Consider the following 16,128-nt stretch of genomic DNA (forward strand, 5'->3'; position numbering starts at 1 on the left):
CCGGCGATGCGGCCCTCCCTGGCCGCGCTCGCCAGGCGCGCGTCCGGCGCCTGGCGGGTAGGGGGCTGCCCGGCGAGGGCGTTCCCGGGGCACGGCCGCGCGGTGCGGCGGCCGGTGGCCGGCGCGTGCCGGGCGTTCGCTGTCCGGGAGTGCATGGGCGTCATCCGTGCTCGCCTCGGCCGGGCGGCGAGGCGCCGGCCGGCGGATCCGTGTGGCGGCCGATGCGAGAAGCGCCCGGCCAAGGCGGTATCTACTACGCCTTCGGCTGCGCCCGCGCCGTGATCGCAGTCCCATTCGACCGCGCCGCCGCGCCTTCGGTCCCGTGCCGCATTCGGATCGACCCATTCAGCGGTACCGCGCGCGGGTGGGGGCCCCGGTGGCGCGCGGAACAGAGCGGTGCGCGCGCCGCGGGCGCGGACCCGGCGGCCCAGCCGCTATAGTGCGCGCTTGCGACCGCGGGGCCGCCCGCATCGCCCACCCACGGCCGCGAGCCCACCGCCTTGTCCAGCCCCAGTCCCAGCCCCGCCAGCGACGCCCCGATCTCCGACCGCGCCGAGCTGGTGGCGGCGATCGCCTCCGGCGAGAAGCCGCGCGCGGACTGGCGCATCGGCACCGAGCACGAGAAGTTCGGCTTCCGCCTCGACGACCTGCGCCCGCCGGCGTTCGACGGCGAGCGCGGCATCGAGGCGCTGCTGCAGGGCCTGGCGCGCTTCGGCTGGGATGAGGTGCGCGAGGCCGGGCGCACGGTCGCCCTGCTGCGCGCCGGCGCCTCGGTGACGCTCGAACCGGCCGGGCAGCTGGAGCTGTCGGGCGCGCCGCTGGAGGACATCCACCAGACCTGCGAGGAGGTCAGCGCCCACCTGCTGGAGGTCAAGACCGTCGCCGACGAACTGCGCCTGGGCTTCCTGGGGATGGGCTTCCAGCCCAAGTGGAAGCGCGACGAGATGCCGTGGATGCCCAAGGGCCGCTACCGGATCATGCGCGACTACATGCCCAAGGTCGGCGGCCTGGGGCTGGACATGATGACGCGCACCTGCACGGTGCAGGTCAACCTGGACTACGCCAGCGAAGCCGACATGGTGAAGAAGTTCCGCGTCTCGCTGGCGCTGCAGCCGATCGCCACCGCGCTGTTCGCGGACTCGCCCTTCACCGAGGGGCGGCCCAACGGCTACCTCAGCTACCGCTCGCACATCTGGACCGACACCGATCCCGACCGCACCGGCATGCTCGACTTCGTGTTCGAGGATGGCTTCGGCTACGAGCGCTACGTCGATTACCTGCTCGACGTGCCGATGTACTTCGCCTACCGCGACGGCACCTACGTCGACGCCAGCGGGCAGAGCTTCCGCGACTTCCTGCGCGGCGCGCTGCCGGCGCTGCCGGGCGAACGGCCCACGCTGCGCGACTGGTCCGACCACATGACCACCGCGTTCCCGGAGGTGCGGCTGAAGAAGTACCTGGAGATGCGCGGCGCCGACGGCGGGCCGTGGAGCCGGATCTGCGCGCTGCCGGCGTTCTGGGTCGGCCTGCTCTACGACGACGCCGCGCTCGACGCCGCCTGGGACCTGGTGCGCGACTTCAGCCTCGAGGAGCGGCACGCCCTGCGCGACGGCGTGCCCCGCCACGCGCTGAAGCTGCCGTTCCGCGGGGCGAGCGTGCGCGAGCTGGCGATCGAGGCGCTGAAGATCAGCGTCGCCGGCCTGCGCCGGCGCGGCGTGCGCAACGCCCACGGCGTGGACGAGACCCGCTTCCTGGAACCGCTGATCGAGTTCGCCGAGGCCGGCGAGACCCCGGCCGAGCGCAAGCTGGCGCTGTTCGCGAACGAGTGGGGCGGCGACATCGACCGGGTGTTCCGCGAGTTCGCCTATTGACGAGGGCCCGGCGCGCCGCGGCGGCGCCGCGGCGGCGGGCGGCGCCGGTCACATGCGGCGCGCTTCGAGGATCTTCTCCTCGGCCACCAGCTTCGGCAGCTCGTTGCGATAGATCTCGATCTTTTCCTGTTCGTCCCACTGGATGTTGGAGAGGTCGCCGCGCAGTTCGTTGACCGCGCCGCGCGGCTTCGGCCAGGCGCCCATTTCGGTGTTGAGGGTGACGCGTTCGTCGGTCACGGCGACGACCTTCATCAGCCCGTAGGCGGGCTCGCCGTTCTCCGCGCCGCCGAAGTCCACGCCGGAGAAATGGGTCAGCTCGGCGGCGTAGAGGTCGCCGACCTGGGGCTCGGCCAGGACCGGGTCCAAATCCGCGGCGCTGGCCGTCGCCTCGCTGCCGCCGCTCGCCGAGGCGCCCGCCTCGTTGCCGCCGCCGCCGTTGCCGCCGCCCGAGCAGGCCGCCAGGGCCAGCGCCAGGGCGCAGGCCGCCAGCGCGCGCGTGATCGGTGAGACGTCCTGTGGGATCGCCATGTCTGCTTGACCTCGTGTTGGGGGGGGGGGGCCGGAGGGCCCGGTCGGGTCTCCGCGCGACGCGCGGCCGGCGGCGCGAAGGATGAGGCATGCTGCCGGAGGCGGCAAGCCGGGCCCGCGCGGCGTTGCGCCGCAGCGGCGCCGCGCTGCGCTACCCTCGGCACGATGAACGACGCTCCCGACGCGCCGCTGCGCGAACGCCTCGAATTCGCCGAAGCCGATGCGCTGCTGCGCGACGACGTGCGCAGGCTCGGCGCGCTGGTCGGCGAGATGCTGGCCGAACAGGGCTCGCCCGCGCTGCTGGAGGAGGTGGAGGCGGTCCGCCGCGCCGCCATCGCCCGCCGCGAGGCGGGCCTGCCGGTGGACGAGCTGGCCGACCAGCTCTCGCGCATCCCGCTCGACGACGCCGAGGCGCTGGTGCGCGCGTTCGCGGCCTATTTCGGCGCGATCAACCTGGCTGAGCGGGTGCACCGGATCCGCCGCCGCCGCGATTACCAGCGCGAGGGGCAGGCGCCGCAGCCGGGCGGCGTGCATGCGGTGCTGGCGGCGTTGAAGGCCGACGGCGTCGGCCTCGACGAGGTCGTCGCGCTGCTGCCGCGGCTGCGGATCGAGCCGGTGTTCACCGCCCATCCCACCGAGGCCATGCGCCGGGCGCTGCTGGAGAAGGAGCGCGACATCGTCGCCCGGCTGGTGGCCGACATCGACCGCAGCCGCACGCCCGAGGAGCGCGCGGTGGACGTGGCGCGCATGCGCCAGGCGCTGACCGCCGCCTGGCAGACCTCCGAGGCGCCGCCCACGCGGCCGACGGTGATCGACGAGATGGAGCACGTCGGCTTCTACCTGGGCGACGTGCTCTACCGGGTGCTGCCGACCTACTACCGGGTGTTCGCCGACGCGCTGGCGGCGGTGTACGGCGCCCCGGCCGCGCGGCCCGGCGAACTGTCCGTGCTGCTGCAGTTCGGCACCTGGGTCGGCGGCGACATGGACGGCAACCCCAACGTCGGCGCGGAGACGATCCTGGCCACGCTGGCGGCGCAGCGCGCGCAGGTGGTGGATCTGTACCGGCGGGACCTGGGCACGCTGATGACCGTGCTGACCCAGACCGCCGACCGCGCCGGCATCGAACCGGCGGTGTCCGTGCGCCTGCAGGACTACCGCGAGCGCTTGCCGGGCGCCGCCGCGCGGCTGAAGCCGCGCCAGGCCGACATGGTCTACCGGCAACTGCTCGACCTGATGCGCGCGCGCCTGCAGGCCACCGCCGACGGCGACGCGGCGGGCTATGCCGAGGCCGGCGAGCTGCTGGCCGACCTCGACCTGATCGCCGCCAGCCTGCGCGCCCATCGCGGCGAACATGCCGGCCTGCATGCGCTCGAGCGCGTGCGCATCCGGGTGCGCACCTTCGGCTTCCACCTGGCCAAGCTCGACCTGCGCCAGGATTCGGCCGTGCACGACGCCGCGATCGGGCAACTGCTCGGCGACCCGGCATGGGCCGAGCGCGCGCCCGAGACGCGGCTGGCCGACCTGCACCGCTGGCTCGGCGGCGCGCTGCCCGGCACGGCGCCCGACGAGGACACCGAGCGCAGCCTGGCGGTGTTCCGGGCGGTGCGCGAGGCGCGCGCGCGCTACGGCGAGCGCGCCTTCGGTCCCTACATCGTCAGCATGAGCCGCAGCGCGGCCGATGCGCTGGCGGTGCTGGCGCTGGCGCGCGCGGCCGGCTGCGTGGAGGACGGCGCGGTGCCGCTGGACGTGGCGCCGCTGTTCGAGACCGTGGACGACCTGCAGGCGGCGCCGGCGGTGATGCGCGCGCTGCTCGACGACCCGGTCTATCGCGCGCACCTGTCCGCGCGCGGCGACCGGCAGACGGTGATGTTGGGCTATTCCGACAGCACCAAGGACGGCGGCGTGCTGGCCTCGCGCTGGGCGCTGCAGCGCACCCAGGTGGAGCTGACCGCGCTGGCCAGGGCCGCGGGCGTGCGCATCGTGTTCTTCCACGGCCGCGGCGGCTCGGTCAGCCGCGGCGGCGGCAAGACCGAGCGCGCGATCATCGCCGCCCCGCGCGGCTCGGTGGACGGCAGCCTGCGGGTCACCGAGCAGGGCGAGGTGATCCACCGCAAGTACGGCATCCGCGCGCTGGCGCTGCGCAATCTCGAGCAGACCACCGGCGCGGTGCTGCGCGCCACGCTGCGCCCGCGCCCGGCGGACGCGCGCGAGGACGACTGGCGCGCGCGCATGGGCGCGCTGGCGCAGTGGTCGCGCGCGCGCTACCGCGCGCTGGTGCACGAGCACCCGGACTTCGTCGCCTACTTCCGCCTGGCCACCCCGATCGACGTGATCGAGCGCCTGCGGATCGGCTCGCGCCCCTCGCGCCGGCGCGACGGCGGCGTGGCCAACCTGCGCGCGATCCCGTGGGTGTTCGCCTGGTCGCAGAACCGCTCCGGCCTCACCGGCTGGTACGGCGTGGGCAGCGCGCTGGCGCGTGGCATCGAGACCTGGGGCCTGGACGCGCTGCAGGCGATGGCGCGCGACTGGCCGTTCTTCGCCGCCACCCTTGACGACCTGGAGATGTTGCTGGCCAAGTCCGACCTCGACATCTTCGAGCGCTACTCGCGGCTGGCCGGCGACCTGCACGCGCCGTTGTTCGACGACATTGCCGGCGAATTCGCGCGCACGCGCGACGCCATCCTGGCGGTCAAGGCGCGCGATGCGATCCTGGCCGACGACTATCGCCTGCGCCTGTCGATCCGCCTGCGCAATCCCTACGTCGATCCGATCAGCCTGCTGCAGGTGGAGCTGCTGCGCCGCTGGCGCGCCGACGGCAGCCCGGACGGCGCGCAGCTGCGGGCCCTGATCGCCACCGTCAACGGCATCAGCGCCGGGATCCAGAACACCGGCTGAGCGAAGGCGCCCGAAGGCGGCCCGTCCGCGCGCGCTTCCCCGGGGGCCGCGCGGCCCGGTCGCGCACGCTCCGGTGCCCACCCGGGCTCCCGCGACGGGGGGGGGGGCGTCTTGCGATCTCCCGCAGCCGGAGATCGCCTTGCGCGTCGCGCCGGGCGCCTCTCTCGCCCGCTCGCGGAAGCAGGGCGAGGCAGGAGGGCGGCGGGCTCCCGGCGCCCGTCGGGCTGGCGCGCCCGCACCGCCCCCGGGGCCCCGTCCGGCGCGGGCGCGGGCAGGCAAGACCGCGCCACGATGCGGCATCGCAGCATTTTTGGATCATTGATGTTGATCCAAAGAATAATTATTCATTACTTGTTCTGATCGAAATCCCCTCGTTAGAGTCGGCTCGACATCGTTGCCGCAGAAACGGTCCGCAGAAGACCGGCGCGGCGATCCAGTTCACGCCGGGAGGGGTGCCATGAACATCGAGACCGCTGCGGCGGTGCCGTCCGACGCCAGCGCGGCCGACCTGTTCGTCCGCAGCCTCGCCGAGGCGGGCGTGCGCTATTTCTTCGCAAACGGCGGCACCGACTTCCCGCCGATCGCCGAGGCCTTCGCCCGCGCCGCGATCGAGGGCGCGCCGACGCCGCGGCCGATGGTGATCCCGCACGAGAACGTCGCCGTGGCGATGGCCCACGGCAGCTACATGATCGACGGCCAGCCGCAGGCAGTGATGGTGCACGTCAACGTCGGCACCGCCAACACGGTCAACGCGGTGCTCGACGCCAGCCGCGACCAGACCCCGGTGCTGCTGTTCGCCGGCCGCTCGCCCTACAGCGAGCGCGGCCGCCACGGCACCCGCACCCGCTACATCCACTGGGCGCAGGAGATGTTCGATCAGGCCGGGATGCTGCGCGAGGCGGTGAAGTGGGACTACGAGCTGCACCTGCCCGAGCAGGCCGGCGACATCGTCCGCCGCGCGCTGCAGGTGGCGATGACCTCGCCGCGCGGCCCGACCTACGTGACCCTGCCGCGCGACGTGCTGGCCGAGCCCGTAGGCGCGCACGCCACCGCACTGGTCCCGCTGCGCGCGCCCGCCGCGCCGTGCCCGGACCCCGCCGATCTCGACACCCTGGCCGGCTGGCTGCGAGAGGCGCGGCGGCCGGTGATCGTCACCGCCAGCGCCGGCCGCACCGTGGCCGGCTTCGAGGCGCTGTCGCGGTTCGCGCAGGCGCACGCGGTGCCGGTGGCGGTGTTCCACCCGCGGTTCCAGAACATCTCCGCCGAGCATCCGATGTTCGCCGGCTACGACCCGGCGCCGCTGATCGCCGAGGCCGACCTGATCGTCGCCCTGGAATGCGACGTGCCGTGGGTGCCCGCGGTGCAGGCGCCGCCGGCCGATTGCCGGGTGGTGCACCTGGGCGAGGACCCGGTGTACGCGCGCTACCCGATGCGCAGCTTCCGCACCGACCTCGCGCTCAGCGGCACCGTCGCCGCCCTGCTCGACGCCCTGGACGCGCGCATCGCCGCGGCCGGCGGCATCGACGACGGGCGGGTCGAGTACCGCCGGGGCGCCGCGGCCGCGCGCGGGCAGCGCCTGCGCGACGAGGCCGCCGCCGCCGCGCGATGCCCCGACGGCGCGATCACCCCGGAATGGATCAGCGCCTGCGTGCACGCGGCGGTGGGCGACGAGGCGATCATCGTCAACGAGTATCCGCTGCGCCAGCCGCAGTGCCCGCAGACGCGGCCGGGCACCTATTTCGGGCTCAGTCCCGCCGGCGGCCTCGGCTGGGGCCTGGGCGCGGCGCTGGGCGCCAAGCTGGCCGCGCCCGAGCGCCTGGTCGTGGCCACCCTGGGCGACGGCGCCTACATGTTCGCCAACCCCACCGCCTGCCACTGGGTGGCCGAGGCGCACGGGCTGCCGGTGCTCACGGTGGTGTTCAACAACGCGCTCTACGGCGCGGTGCGCAATTCCACCCGGGCGATGTACCACGACGGCCACGCCGCGCAGGACGCGCACCGGATGCTGGCCGAGCTGTCGCCGTCGCCGCGCTTCGAGCACGCGGTCGAGGCCAGCGGCGGGCTGGGCATCCGGGTCGAATCGGCGCGCGAGCTGCCGGCCGCGCTGGCGCGCGCGGTCGAGGCCGTGCGCGGCGGCCGCCAGGCGCTGGTGAACGTGGTCTGTGAGTACTGAGCGCGCCATGACGGCCACCCCGGCCACGGCCGGCGGCGGCTGGGGCGCGGCAGGCGCGAACGGTCGCGCGGCCGCGCTGCGCCGCCGCTACCCCACCGTCGACGACCTGCAGCGCGCCGCGCGCCGGCGGGCGCCGCGGTTCGCCTACGATTTCGTCGCCGGCGGCGTCGGCGACGACCTCTGCCTGCGCCGCAACCGCCGCGCGCTGGACGCGGCGACGATCGTGCCGCGCTGGGGCCGCGACGTGCGCGCGGTCGATCCGCGGGTGCGCCTGTTCGGGCGCGAGTACGCGCTGCCGGTCGGGGTGGCGCCGATGGGCCTGGCCGGGCTGCTGCGCGCGGGCGCGGACGAGGCGCTGGCCGCCGCGGCCCAGGCCGCGCGCATCCCCTACACCTATTCCTCGGTCGGCAACAGCACCATCGAGCGCATCGGCGCGATCGCCCCGGACGTGTTCTGGTTCCAGCTCTATGGGGTGCCGGCCGACGGCCACCGGGTCTCGCTGGACCTGGTGCGCCGCGCCGAGGCCGCCGGTGCCCACGCGCTGCTGGTGACGCTGGACGTGCCGGTGCGCGCCAAGCGCAGCGGCGACGTGCGCAACGGGCTGTCGGTGCCGTTCCGGCCGCGGCCGCGCACGGTCCTGGACGTGCTGCGCGCGCCGGCCTGGGCGCTGGATCTGGTCCGCCACGGGCAGCCGCGGTTCGGCAACTTCCTGCCCTACGTGGACGGGCGCAGCGATGCCCGCACGCTGGCCAGCTACGTCTACCAGCGCATGGTCGGGCCGATGACCTGGGAGGCGCTGGCGCGCATCCGCGACGCCTGGCCGCGGGCGCTGGTGGTCAAGGGCCTGCTGCATGCCGACGACGCCGAGCGCGCGGTCGCGCTCGGCGCCGACGGCGTGCTGGTGTCCAACCACGGCGGCCGCCAGCTCGACGCGGCGCCGGCCGCCCTCGAGGCGCTGCCGGCCATCGCCGCGCGCGTCGGTGCTCGCGCCACCGTGCTCATGGACGGCGGCATCCGCCACGGCATCGACCTGGTCCGCGCGCTGCGCGCGGGCGCCGACGCCGCGCTCGCCGGGCGCGCCTTCCTCTGGGGCTACGGTGCCGCCGGCCACGAGGGCGCCGCCCACGTCGCGGACCTGTTCGCCGAGGAGTTCCGCATCGCGCTGGCCCAGGCCGGCGCCGCCGATGTCGGCGCGCTGCGCGCCGACGGCCGCACGCTTCCGGTTTAGCCGCCGCATGGGTGGTCGCCGCACACAGCCAACGGGCCGCAGAGCCCGCCACCCTCGGGAGGGGTCGAACATGAAACATCGCAAGATCGCGCCAGGACTGCCGCACGACCCGCCGCATCCGCGAGGCCGCCGCCGTGACTGAGCCCAACAACGTCATCGTCCTGGCCGCGACCGTGGCCTACATGGTCGGGCTCAGCCTGATCAGCGTGTACGCCCTGCGCTTCTCGCGCAACGCCTCGTCCTACACCTCCGGCACCGGCCACGGCGGCAGGGCGATTCCCGCGTTCCTGATCGGCCTGCTGCTGATGTCGGAATTCATCGGCACCACCGCCAGCGTCGGCACCGCGCAGTACGCCTACCGGTACGGCATCTCGGCCGGCTGGAACGTCGCGGTGCTGGGCATCGGCTTCCTGGTGTTCTCGTTCCTGCTGGCGCGCAAGTACAAGGAACTGGGCGAGAACACCATCTCCGGGGTGCTGGCCAGCGTGTACGGGCCGCGGGTCAAGGTCGCCACCTCGGTGATCATGATCTTCGCCCTGCAGATCGTGGCGGTCTCCACCATGGCCAGCGCCGGCGCGGTGCTCGCGCCGTTGCTCGGGGTCGACCGCCAGCTGGCCATCGTCGTGGTCGGCGTGCTGGCCTCGCTGTACGTGGGCGTGGGCGGCATGCGCTCGGTGATCTACACCAACGTGGTCCACGGCGTGGTGATCGTCGGCGGCGTGTTCCTGGCGATGGCGTTCGGCCTGATCCGCGTCGGCGGCCTGTCGGAGCTGCAGGCGTCGGTGCCGCCGGAGTTCTGGTCGCTCGACAACGTCGGCTGGTCGCAGATCGTCGCCTGGCTGGTGGCCGGCGCCGGCGCGACCTTCGCCACCCAGTACGTCATCCAGGCCATCGCCACCGTCGAGGACGGCCGCAAGGCGCGCACGGCCACCATCTGGTCGGCGGTGCTGCTGATCCCGCTGGGGTTCGCCGCGGCGATGATCGGCGTCTGCGCCTACGTGCTGTATCCGGGGATCGAATCGCTGCAGGCGTTTCCGACCCTGATCGGCGAGATGGACACGTTGCTGGCCTCGCTGGTGGTCGCCGGCCTCGCGGCCGCCGCGTTCGGCACCATCGCCGCGCTCAACATCGGCACCGCGACGCTGATGCTCAAGGATTTCTACATGCCGATCACCGGCCGCAAGGTGAGCGATCCCAGGTCGCTGCGCTTCGTGCGGGTGATGACGGTGGCCGTGGGCCTGATCCCGCTGCTGCTGGCGCTGGTCGCGGCGGACGTGGTGAAGGTGACCTTCCTCGCCAAGGCGCTGCGCGCGGCGCTGGCGGTGCTGGTGTTCATGGCGTTCTACTCGCCGCGCTTCGGCACCCGCACCGGCGCGATCGCCAGCATCGCCCTGGCCCTGGTGGGGACCATCGGCTGGTTCCTGGCCGGCAACCCGTGGGGCATCGACAACGCCTACGTGGCGCTGTGCATCCCGCTGGTGGTGATGACGCTCAGCCACCTGCTGCGCGGCGCGCAGGGCGATGCGCGCCCGGCCGCCGGGACCCAAGGCGCGCGATGAGCCCGATCCTCGCCCACGCCGCTGCCGAGGCCGACGCACCGCCGAAGGGCGGCGCCTGGACCGGACGCGCGCTGCCGCGCGTGGAGGACGCCGCGCTGCTGTCCGGCCGCGGGCGCTACTTCGACGACATCGGCACGCCGCCGGGCACGCTGCACGCGGCCATCGCGCGCTCGCCGCACGGCCACGCGCGGATCGTGCGCATCGACGCGAGCCGCGCGCGCGCGCTGCCCGGGGTGGCGGCGGTGCTCACCGGCGAGGACGTGCGCGCGCTGACCGCCAGCCTGGTGGTCGGGGTGAAGGCGCCGATCGAGTGCTGGCCGATCGCCATCGATCGCGTGCGCTACGTCGGCGAGCCGGTGGCGGTGGTGGTCGCGCGCGACCGCTACCTGGCCGAGGACGCGCTGGAACTGATCGAGATCGAGTACGAGGCGCTGCCGGCGGTGGTCGATCCGCAGGCCGCCGCCGCCGACGGCGCGCCGGTGCTGCACGAGGGCCTGGGCGGCAACATCGCCAGCGAGCGCAGCTTCCGCTACGGCGACCCGGAGGCCGCGTTCGCCAGCGCCGCGCACCGCGTCGCGGTCGACGTGCGCTACCCGCGCAACAGCTGCACGCCGATCGAGTGCTACGGCGTGCTGGCCGAATACGACCCGGGGCTGGACGGCTACGACGTGCTGGCCAACTTCCAGGGCCCCTTCAGCATCCACGCGGTGATCTCGCGCGCGCTGAAGGTGCCGGGCAACCGCCTGCGCCTGCGCACGCCGCCGGATTCGGGCGGCAGCTTCGGGATCAAGCAGGGCATCTTTCCCTACATCGTGCTGGTGGCCGTGGCCGCGCGGGTGGCCGGCGCGCCGGTGAAGTGGGTGGAGGACCGGCTGGAGCACCTGTCGGCCTCGGTCTGCGCGACCAACCGCGACACCCGCCTGGAGGCCGCGGTGGACGCCGACGGCCGCGTGCGCGCGCTGGCCTGGGACCAGCTGGAGGACTGCGGCGCCCACCTGCGCGCGCCGGAGCCGGCCACGCTCTACCGCATGCACGGCAACATGACCGGCGCCTACGCGATCGAGCACGTGTCGATCCGCAACCGGGTCGTGCTGACCAACAAGATGCCGACTGGCCTCAACCGCGGTTTCGGCGGCCCGCAGGTCTATTTCGCGCTGGAGCGGCTGATGCAGCGCATCGCCGTCGAACTCGGCCTCGATCCGCTGGACGTCATCCGCCGCAACCTGGTGCCGGCCGAGGCCTTTCCCTACCGCACCGCCACCGGCGCGCTGCTCGATTCCGGCGACTACCTCACCGCGGTGGACCGCGCGGTCGCCGAGGGCGGCCTGGCCGAGCTGGTCGCGCGCCGCGACGCCGCGCGCGCCGAAGGCCGCCACTACGGCATCGGCTTCACCGCCGCGGTCGAGCCCAGCGTGTCCAACATGGGCTACATCACTGCGGTGCTCACCCCCGAGCAGCGCGCGAAGGCCGGGCCGAAGAACGGCGCCCAGGCCACCGCCACGATCCAGATCGACGCGGTGGGTTCGATCAGCGTGCACATCGCCTCGGTGCCGCAGGGGCAGGGCCACCGCACGGTGATCGCCCAGGTCGTGGCCGACGCGTTCGGGCTGAGGCCCGCCGACATCCGCGTGGTCGCCGAGATGGACACCGCGCGCGATGCCTGGTCGATCGCCTCGGGCAACTATTCCAGCCGCTTCGCCGCCGCCGTGGCCGGCGCCGCGCACATCGCCGCCATGCGCCTGCGCGCGAAGCTGGCCAGGATCGCCGCCGCGCAACTGGGCTGCGGCGAGGACGAGATCGAATTCGTCGACGCCACCGTGCGCGCCCGGGGGCGCGACGGCAAGCCGCTGCCGTTCGCGCGGGTCGCCTCCAGCAGCCACTGGGCGCCGGGCACCCTGCCCGACGGCGTGGACCACGCCATCCGCGAGACCGCGTTCTGGTCGCCGCCGCAGCTGACCGCGCCCACCGCCGAGGACGGGGTCAACAGCTCGCTCTGCCACGGCTTCATCTTCGATTTCTGCGGGGTGGAGATCGACCCGGTCACCGCCGAGGTGCGGATCGACAAGTACGTGACCATGCACGACTGCGGCCGGATCCTGCACCCGGGCATGGTCGAGGGCCAGGTCAACGGCGGCTACGCCCACGCGGTGGGCGCGGCGCTGTACGAGGAACACAGCTACGGCGCCGACGGCAGCTTCCTGTCGGGCACCTTCGCCGACTACCTGGTGCCCACCGCGGTGGAAGTGGTGCCGCCGCTGATCCTGCACCACGAGACCCCGTCGCCGTTCACCCCGCTCGGCGCCAAGGGCGTGGGCGAGGGCAACTGCATGTCCACGCCGGTGTGCCTGGCCAACGCGGTGGCCGATGCGCTGAGCCTGGCCGAGGTCGAACTGCCGCTGGTGCCGGCGCGGCTGGCGCGGCACCTGCACGGCGAGGAGCCGGCACCGCTGAAGGCGCCGGAGAAGAAGGCCGCCGCGGCCCGGCCCGGCGAGCGCCTGCTGACCGGCGAGGGCGTGGCGGTGGTGGCCGCGCCGCGCCAGCAGGTGTGGGACATGCTGCTCGACCCGGACACCCTGGCCTCGGTGATCCCCGGCGCGCACGGCATCGAGAAGCCGTCGCCGACCGAGTTCGCCGCCGACGTCACCCTGGGCATCGGCCCGGTCAAGGGCCGCTACAAGGCGCGCGTGGGCCTGCACGATCTGAACGAGCCCGAGTCGCTGACCCTCAAGGGCAGCACCACCGGCGCGCTCGGCTTCGGCAACGGCGAGGGCGCGGTGACCCTGGTGGAGACGGCGCCGGGCCGCACCGAGATCCACTACCGCTACCAGGTCGCCATCGGCGGCAAGGTCGCCTCGATCGGCGGCCGCCTGCTCGACGGCGCGGCCAAGGTGGTGATCGGCCAGTTGTTCGACGGCCTGGCCGCCAAGGCCGGCGGCGGCGGCGGGTTCGGGGCGTGGTTCAAGCGGCTGCTGCGCCGGTTCGGGGTGGGCGCATGAAGCCGGCACCGTTCGACTACGTGCGCGCGACCGACCGCGACGAGGTGCTCGAGCACCTGCACGAGGCCGGCGACCAGGCGCGCATCCTCGCCGGCGGCCAGTCGCTGGTGCCGATGCTCAACATGCGCCTGGCCAAGCCGGCGCTGCTGATCGACGTGATGCACGTCGAGGCGCTGGCGCGCATCGAGGCGACCGCCGACGGCATCCGCGTGGGCGCCGGCGTGCGCCAGGCGCAACTGCTCGACTGGGCCACGCGCGATCCGCGCCTGCCGCTGCTGGCGCGCGCGCTGCCCTGGGTGGGGCATGCGCAGACCCGCAGCCGCGGCACCGTGGTCGGCTCCATCGCCCATGCCGATCCCAGCGCCGAGCAGCCGCTGTGCCTGTTGACCCTGGGCGGCAGCCTGCAACTGCGCCGGCGGCGCAGGGCGCGCAGCGTGGCGGCCGCGGACTTCTTCGTCGGCATGATGGCCACCGCGCGCGGCGACACCGAGCTGATCGAATCGGTGACCTTCCCGGCCGCGCAGCCGGGCTGCGGCTACGCCTTCAACGAGATCGGCCGGCGGCATGGCGACTTCGCCATCGTGGCCTGCGCCGCGGTCGCCACGGCCTCCGGCGCGCGGCTGGGCATCGGCGGGGTGGCCGACATCCCCACCGTGCGCGAACTGCCGCTGCCCGACGCGCCGGACTTCGACGACGCCCTCAACCAGTACGCCTGGGACCTGGACGCCCGCGACGACCTGCACGCCACCGCGCGCTATCGCCGCGAACTGGTGCGCCGCCTGGGCCGCCAGACCATCGAGGAGGCCATGCAATGCCGAAACTGAGCGCCGGCCAGCGCCATCCGGTGACCCTGACCCTCAACGGCCGCGAGGTCCGTGGCGAGGCCGAGCCGCGCACGCTGCTGTCGGATTTCCTGCGCCACGAACTGGCCGCCACCGGCACCCACGTCGGCTGCGAGCACGGCGTGTGCGGCGCCTGCACGGTGATCATCGACGGCGTGCCCGCGCGCGCCTGCCTGGCGCTGGCGGTGCAGACCGACGGCGCGCAGGTGCGCACGGTGGAAGGGCTGTCGCCCGACGGCGGCCGCACCCTGTCGGTGTTGCAGGAAAGCTTCCGCGAACACCACGGCCTGCAGTGCGGCTTCTGCACGCCGGGAATCCTGATGTCGCTCGACGGCTTCCTGCGCGCGCAGCCCGACGCCGACGAGGCCGCGCTCAGGGACATGCTCTCCGGCCATCTGTGCCGCTGTACCGGTTACGTCACCATCGTCAAGGCCGCCGTGCACGCGCAGCGCCGGCTGAAGGAGGAACGCGCGCATGCTTGATCTGGGAACCACCTTCCTCGCCGCGGTCGAACGCGACCCCGAGGCCCTGGCCATCGTCGATGGCGACGTCCGCCTGGACTACGCCGCCTGGTACCACGCGATCTCGTCGGTGGTGGCCGGGCTGGAGGCGGCCGGCGTGAAGCGCGGCGATCACGTGGTGAGCGTGCTGCGCAACCGCTGGGAAGCGGCGACGCTGCATTGGGCCTGCCAGTTCGCCGGCGCCATCCTGGTGCCGCTGAACTGGCGCGCCACCGCCGAGGACGTGGCCTTCTGCGTGCACGATTCCGAGGCGCGGGCGATCGTGTACGAGGACGCGCCGGCCAAGGCCATCGCCGCGGCCGGGCTGGACGACGCCGTGCTGCACGTGACCCTGGACGTGGACCGCGCCGGCGCGCAGCGCTTCGGCGACTGGCTGGCGGTGGACGCGCCGCCGGCGCAGCCGCTGGCGGTGGCCGAGGACTGGTCGCTGATGCTCTACACCTCCGGCACCACCTCCAAGCCCAAGGGCGTGCCGCGCCGCCACCGCGCCGAGCGCGCCGCGGCGATCGCCCACATCGCCCAGAACCGCTACCGCAACGGCGCGCGCACGCTGGGGGTGATGCCGCTCTACCACACCATGGGCGTGCGCTCGCTGCTGGCCTGCGCGCTGCTCAACGGCACCTTCGTCTGCCTGCCGAAGTTCGACGCCGGCCAGGCGCTGCGGCTGATCGCCGCCGAGCGCATCGACAACCTGTACCTGGTGCCGACGCTCTACCACGACCTGCTGCAGCATCCCGATTTCGCCGCCACCGACATCGGCTCGGTGCGCACGCTGGGCTTCGCCGGCGCCTCGATGACCGACGGCCTGCTGCAGAAGCTGCAGGCGGCGTTCGCGCCGGAGCTGTTCGTCAACCACTACGGCTCCTCGGAGATCTACACCTTCACCATCGAGGACGACGCGCCGTCCAAGCCCGGCAGCGCCGGCCGTTCCGGCCTCAACCAGATGGTGCGGGTGGTGCCGCTCGACGCCACCGACGCGCACACCCGCGCCGCGCCCAACGAGGAGGGCCAGATCGTCGCCCTGCTGGCCGGCGACGAGGCGTTCGAGGGCTACTGGCGCCGGCCCGACGCCGACGCCAAGGCCCTGCGCGGCGGCTGGTACTTCACCGGCGACACCGGCTACGTCGACGAGGACGGCGACCTGTTCGTCACCGGACGGGTGGACGACATGATCATCTCCGGCGGCGAGAACGTCTCGCCGGTGGAGATCGAAAGCCACCTGTCGCTGCACCCGCGCGTCGGCGAAGTCGCCGTGGTCGGCCTGCCCGACGAGCGCTGGGGCAGCGTGGTCACCGCGTTCGTGCGCCGCAACGGTCCGGTCACCGAGGACGAGCTCGACGCCTGGTGCCGCGATTCCAAGCTGGCCAACTTCAAGCGCCCGCGCCGGTTCGTGTTCGTCGAGGACATTCCCAAGTCCCCGGTCGGCAAGCTGCTGCGGCGCAAGCTGAGCGCCGGCGAATACACCCCGGCATCCTGATTCCCTTCCCCATCACCACCCCCCACACGAGGCATTAC

The 16,128-nt window shown here is 73.8% G+C and carries 10 protein-coding genes; 9 read left to right on the forward strand and 1 reads right to left on the reverse strand.

Features of this window, described 5'->3' with window-relative positions; all coding sequences use genetic code 11:
• Window positions 1-500: 500 nt before the first annotated feature.
• Window positions 501-1,871: a glutamate--cysteine ligase gene (locus Z164_RS0101365; RefSeq protein WP_024888959.1), complete on the forward strand. Its 1,371-nt coding sequence runs from the start codon at window positions 501-503 to the stop codon at window positions 1,869-1,871.
• A 48-nt stretch (window positions 1,872-1,919) separates the two neighbouring features.
• Here Z164_RS0101365 and Z164_RS0101370 read toward each other — a convergent pair whose 3' ends face one another.
• Entirely contained in the window at window positions 1,920-2,399 is a 480-nt protein-coding gene (locus tag Z164_RS0101370; RefSeq protein ID WP_024888960.1) for a hypothetical protein, read from the reverse strand.
• A 165-nt stretch (window positions 2,400-2,564) separates the two neighbouring features.
• Here Z164_RS0101370 and ppc point away from each other — a divergent pair, with 165 nt between their 5' ends.
• From ppc to Z164_RS0101410, 8 genes are all read left to right on the forward strand, one after another.
• A complete protein-coding gene (ppc, locus tag Z164_RS0101375; protein WP_024888961.1) occupies window positions 2,565-5,294 on the forward strand; it encodes a phosphoenolpyruvate carboxylase in 2,730 nt (909 codons plus the stop codon).
• 457 nt (window positions 5,295-5,751) lie between these two features.
• A complete protein-coding gene (locus Z164_RS0101380; RefSeq protein WP_024888962.1) occupies window positions 5,752-7,467 on the forward strand; it encodes a thiamine pyrophosphate-requiring protein in 1,716 nt (571 codons plus the stop codon).
• A gap of 7 nt (window positions 7,468-7,474) precedes the next feature.
• The gene (locus Z164_RS0101385; protein ID WP_024888963.1) at window positions 7,475-8,695 is read left to right on the forward strand and encodes an alpha-hydroxy acid oxidase; all 1,221 of its coding nucleotides are present in this window, start codon (window positions 7,475-7,477) and stop codon (window positions 8,693-8,695) included.
• A 134-nt stretch (window positions 8,696-8,829) separates the two neighbouring features.
• Window positions 8,830-10,254: a sodium:solute symporter family protein gene (locus Z164_RS0101390; RefSeq protein ID WP_024888964.1), complete on the forward strand. Its 1,425-nt coding sequence runs from the start codon at window positions 8,830-8,832 to the stop codon at window positions 10,252-10,254.
• A complete protein-coding gene (locus tag Z164_RS0101395; protein ID WP_024888965.1) occupies window positions 10,251-13,250 on the forward strand; it encodes a xanthine dehydrogenase family protein molybdopterin-binding subunit in 3,000 nt (999 codons plus the stop codon). Before Z164_RS0101390 ends, Z164_RS0101395 begins: the two co-directional genes overlap by 4 nt.
• Window positions 13,247-14,074 (forward strand): FAD binding domain-containing protein, encoded by an 828-nt coding sequence (locus Z164_RS0101400; RefSeq protein ID WP_024888966.1) that lies wholly within the window; start codon window positions 13,247-13,249, stop codon window positions 14,072-14,074. The genes Z164_RS0101395 and Z164_RS0101400 overlap by 4 nt, the downstream gene beginning before the upstream one ends.
• Entirely contained in the window at window positions 14,062-14,574 is a 513-nt protein-coding gene (locus tag Z164_RS0101405; RefSeq protein WP_024888967.1) for a (2Fe-2S)-binding protein, read from the forward strand. Before Z164_RS0101400 ends, Z164_RS0101405 begins: the two co-directional genes overlap by 13 nt.
• On the forward strand, window positions 14,567-16,090 hold the full coding sequence (locus Z164_RS0101410; RefSeq protein WP_024888968.1) for an AMP-binding protein: 1,524 nt from the start codon (window positions 14,567-14,569) through the stop codon (window positions 16,088-16,090). The genes Z164_RS0101405 and Z164_RS0101410 overlap by 8 nt, the downstream gene beginning before the upstream one ends.
• Window positions 16,091-16,128: the final 38 nt, after the last annotated feature.

The organism is Luteimonas huabeiensis HB2, assembly GCF_000559025.1.
In the GTDB taxonomy this organism is placed as follows: domain Bacteria; phylum Pseudomonadota; class Gammaproteobacteria; order Xanthomonadales; family Xanthomonadaceae; genus Luteimonas; species Luteimonas huabeiensis.

Bases quoted from the DNA above. Each gene is read 5' to 3' on its own strand.
- Z164_RS0101370 (WP_024888960.1), bottom strand. From the start codon at position 2,399: ATGGCGATCCCACAGGACGTCTCACCGATCACGCGCGCGCTGGCGGCC.
- ppc (WP_024888961.1), top strand. From the start codon at position 2,565: ATGAACGACGCTCCCGACGCGCCGCTGCGCGAACGCCTCGAATTCGCC.
- Z164_RS0101380 (WP_024888962.1), top strand. From the start codon at position 5,752: ATGAACATCGAGACCGCTGCGGCGGTGCCGTCCGACGCCAGCGCGGCC.
- Z164_RS0101385 (WP_024888963.1), top strand. From the start codon at position 7,475: ATGACGGCCACCCCGGCCACGGCCGGCGGCGGCTGGGGCGCGGCAGGC.
- Z164_RS0101395 (WP_024888965.1), top strand. From the start codon at position 10,251: ATGAGCCCGATCCTCGCCCACGCCGCTGCCGAGGCCGACGCACCGCCG.
- Z164_RS0101400 (WP_024888966.1), top strand. From the start codon at position 13,247: ATGAAGCCGGCACCGTTCGACTACGTGCGCGCGACCGACCGCGACGAG.
- Z164_RS0101405 (WP_024888967.1), top strand. From the start codon at position 14,062: ATGCCGAAACTGAGCGCCGGCCAGCGCCATCCGGTGACCCTGACCCTC.
- Z164_RS0101410 (WP_024888968.1), top strand. From the start codon at position 14,567: ATGCTTGATCTGGGAACCACCTTCCTCGCCGCGGTCGAACGCGACCCC.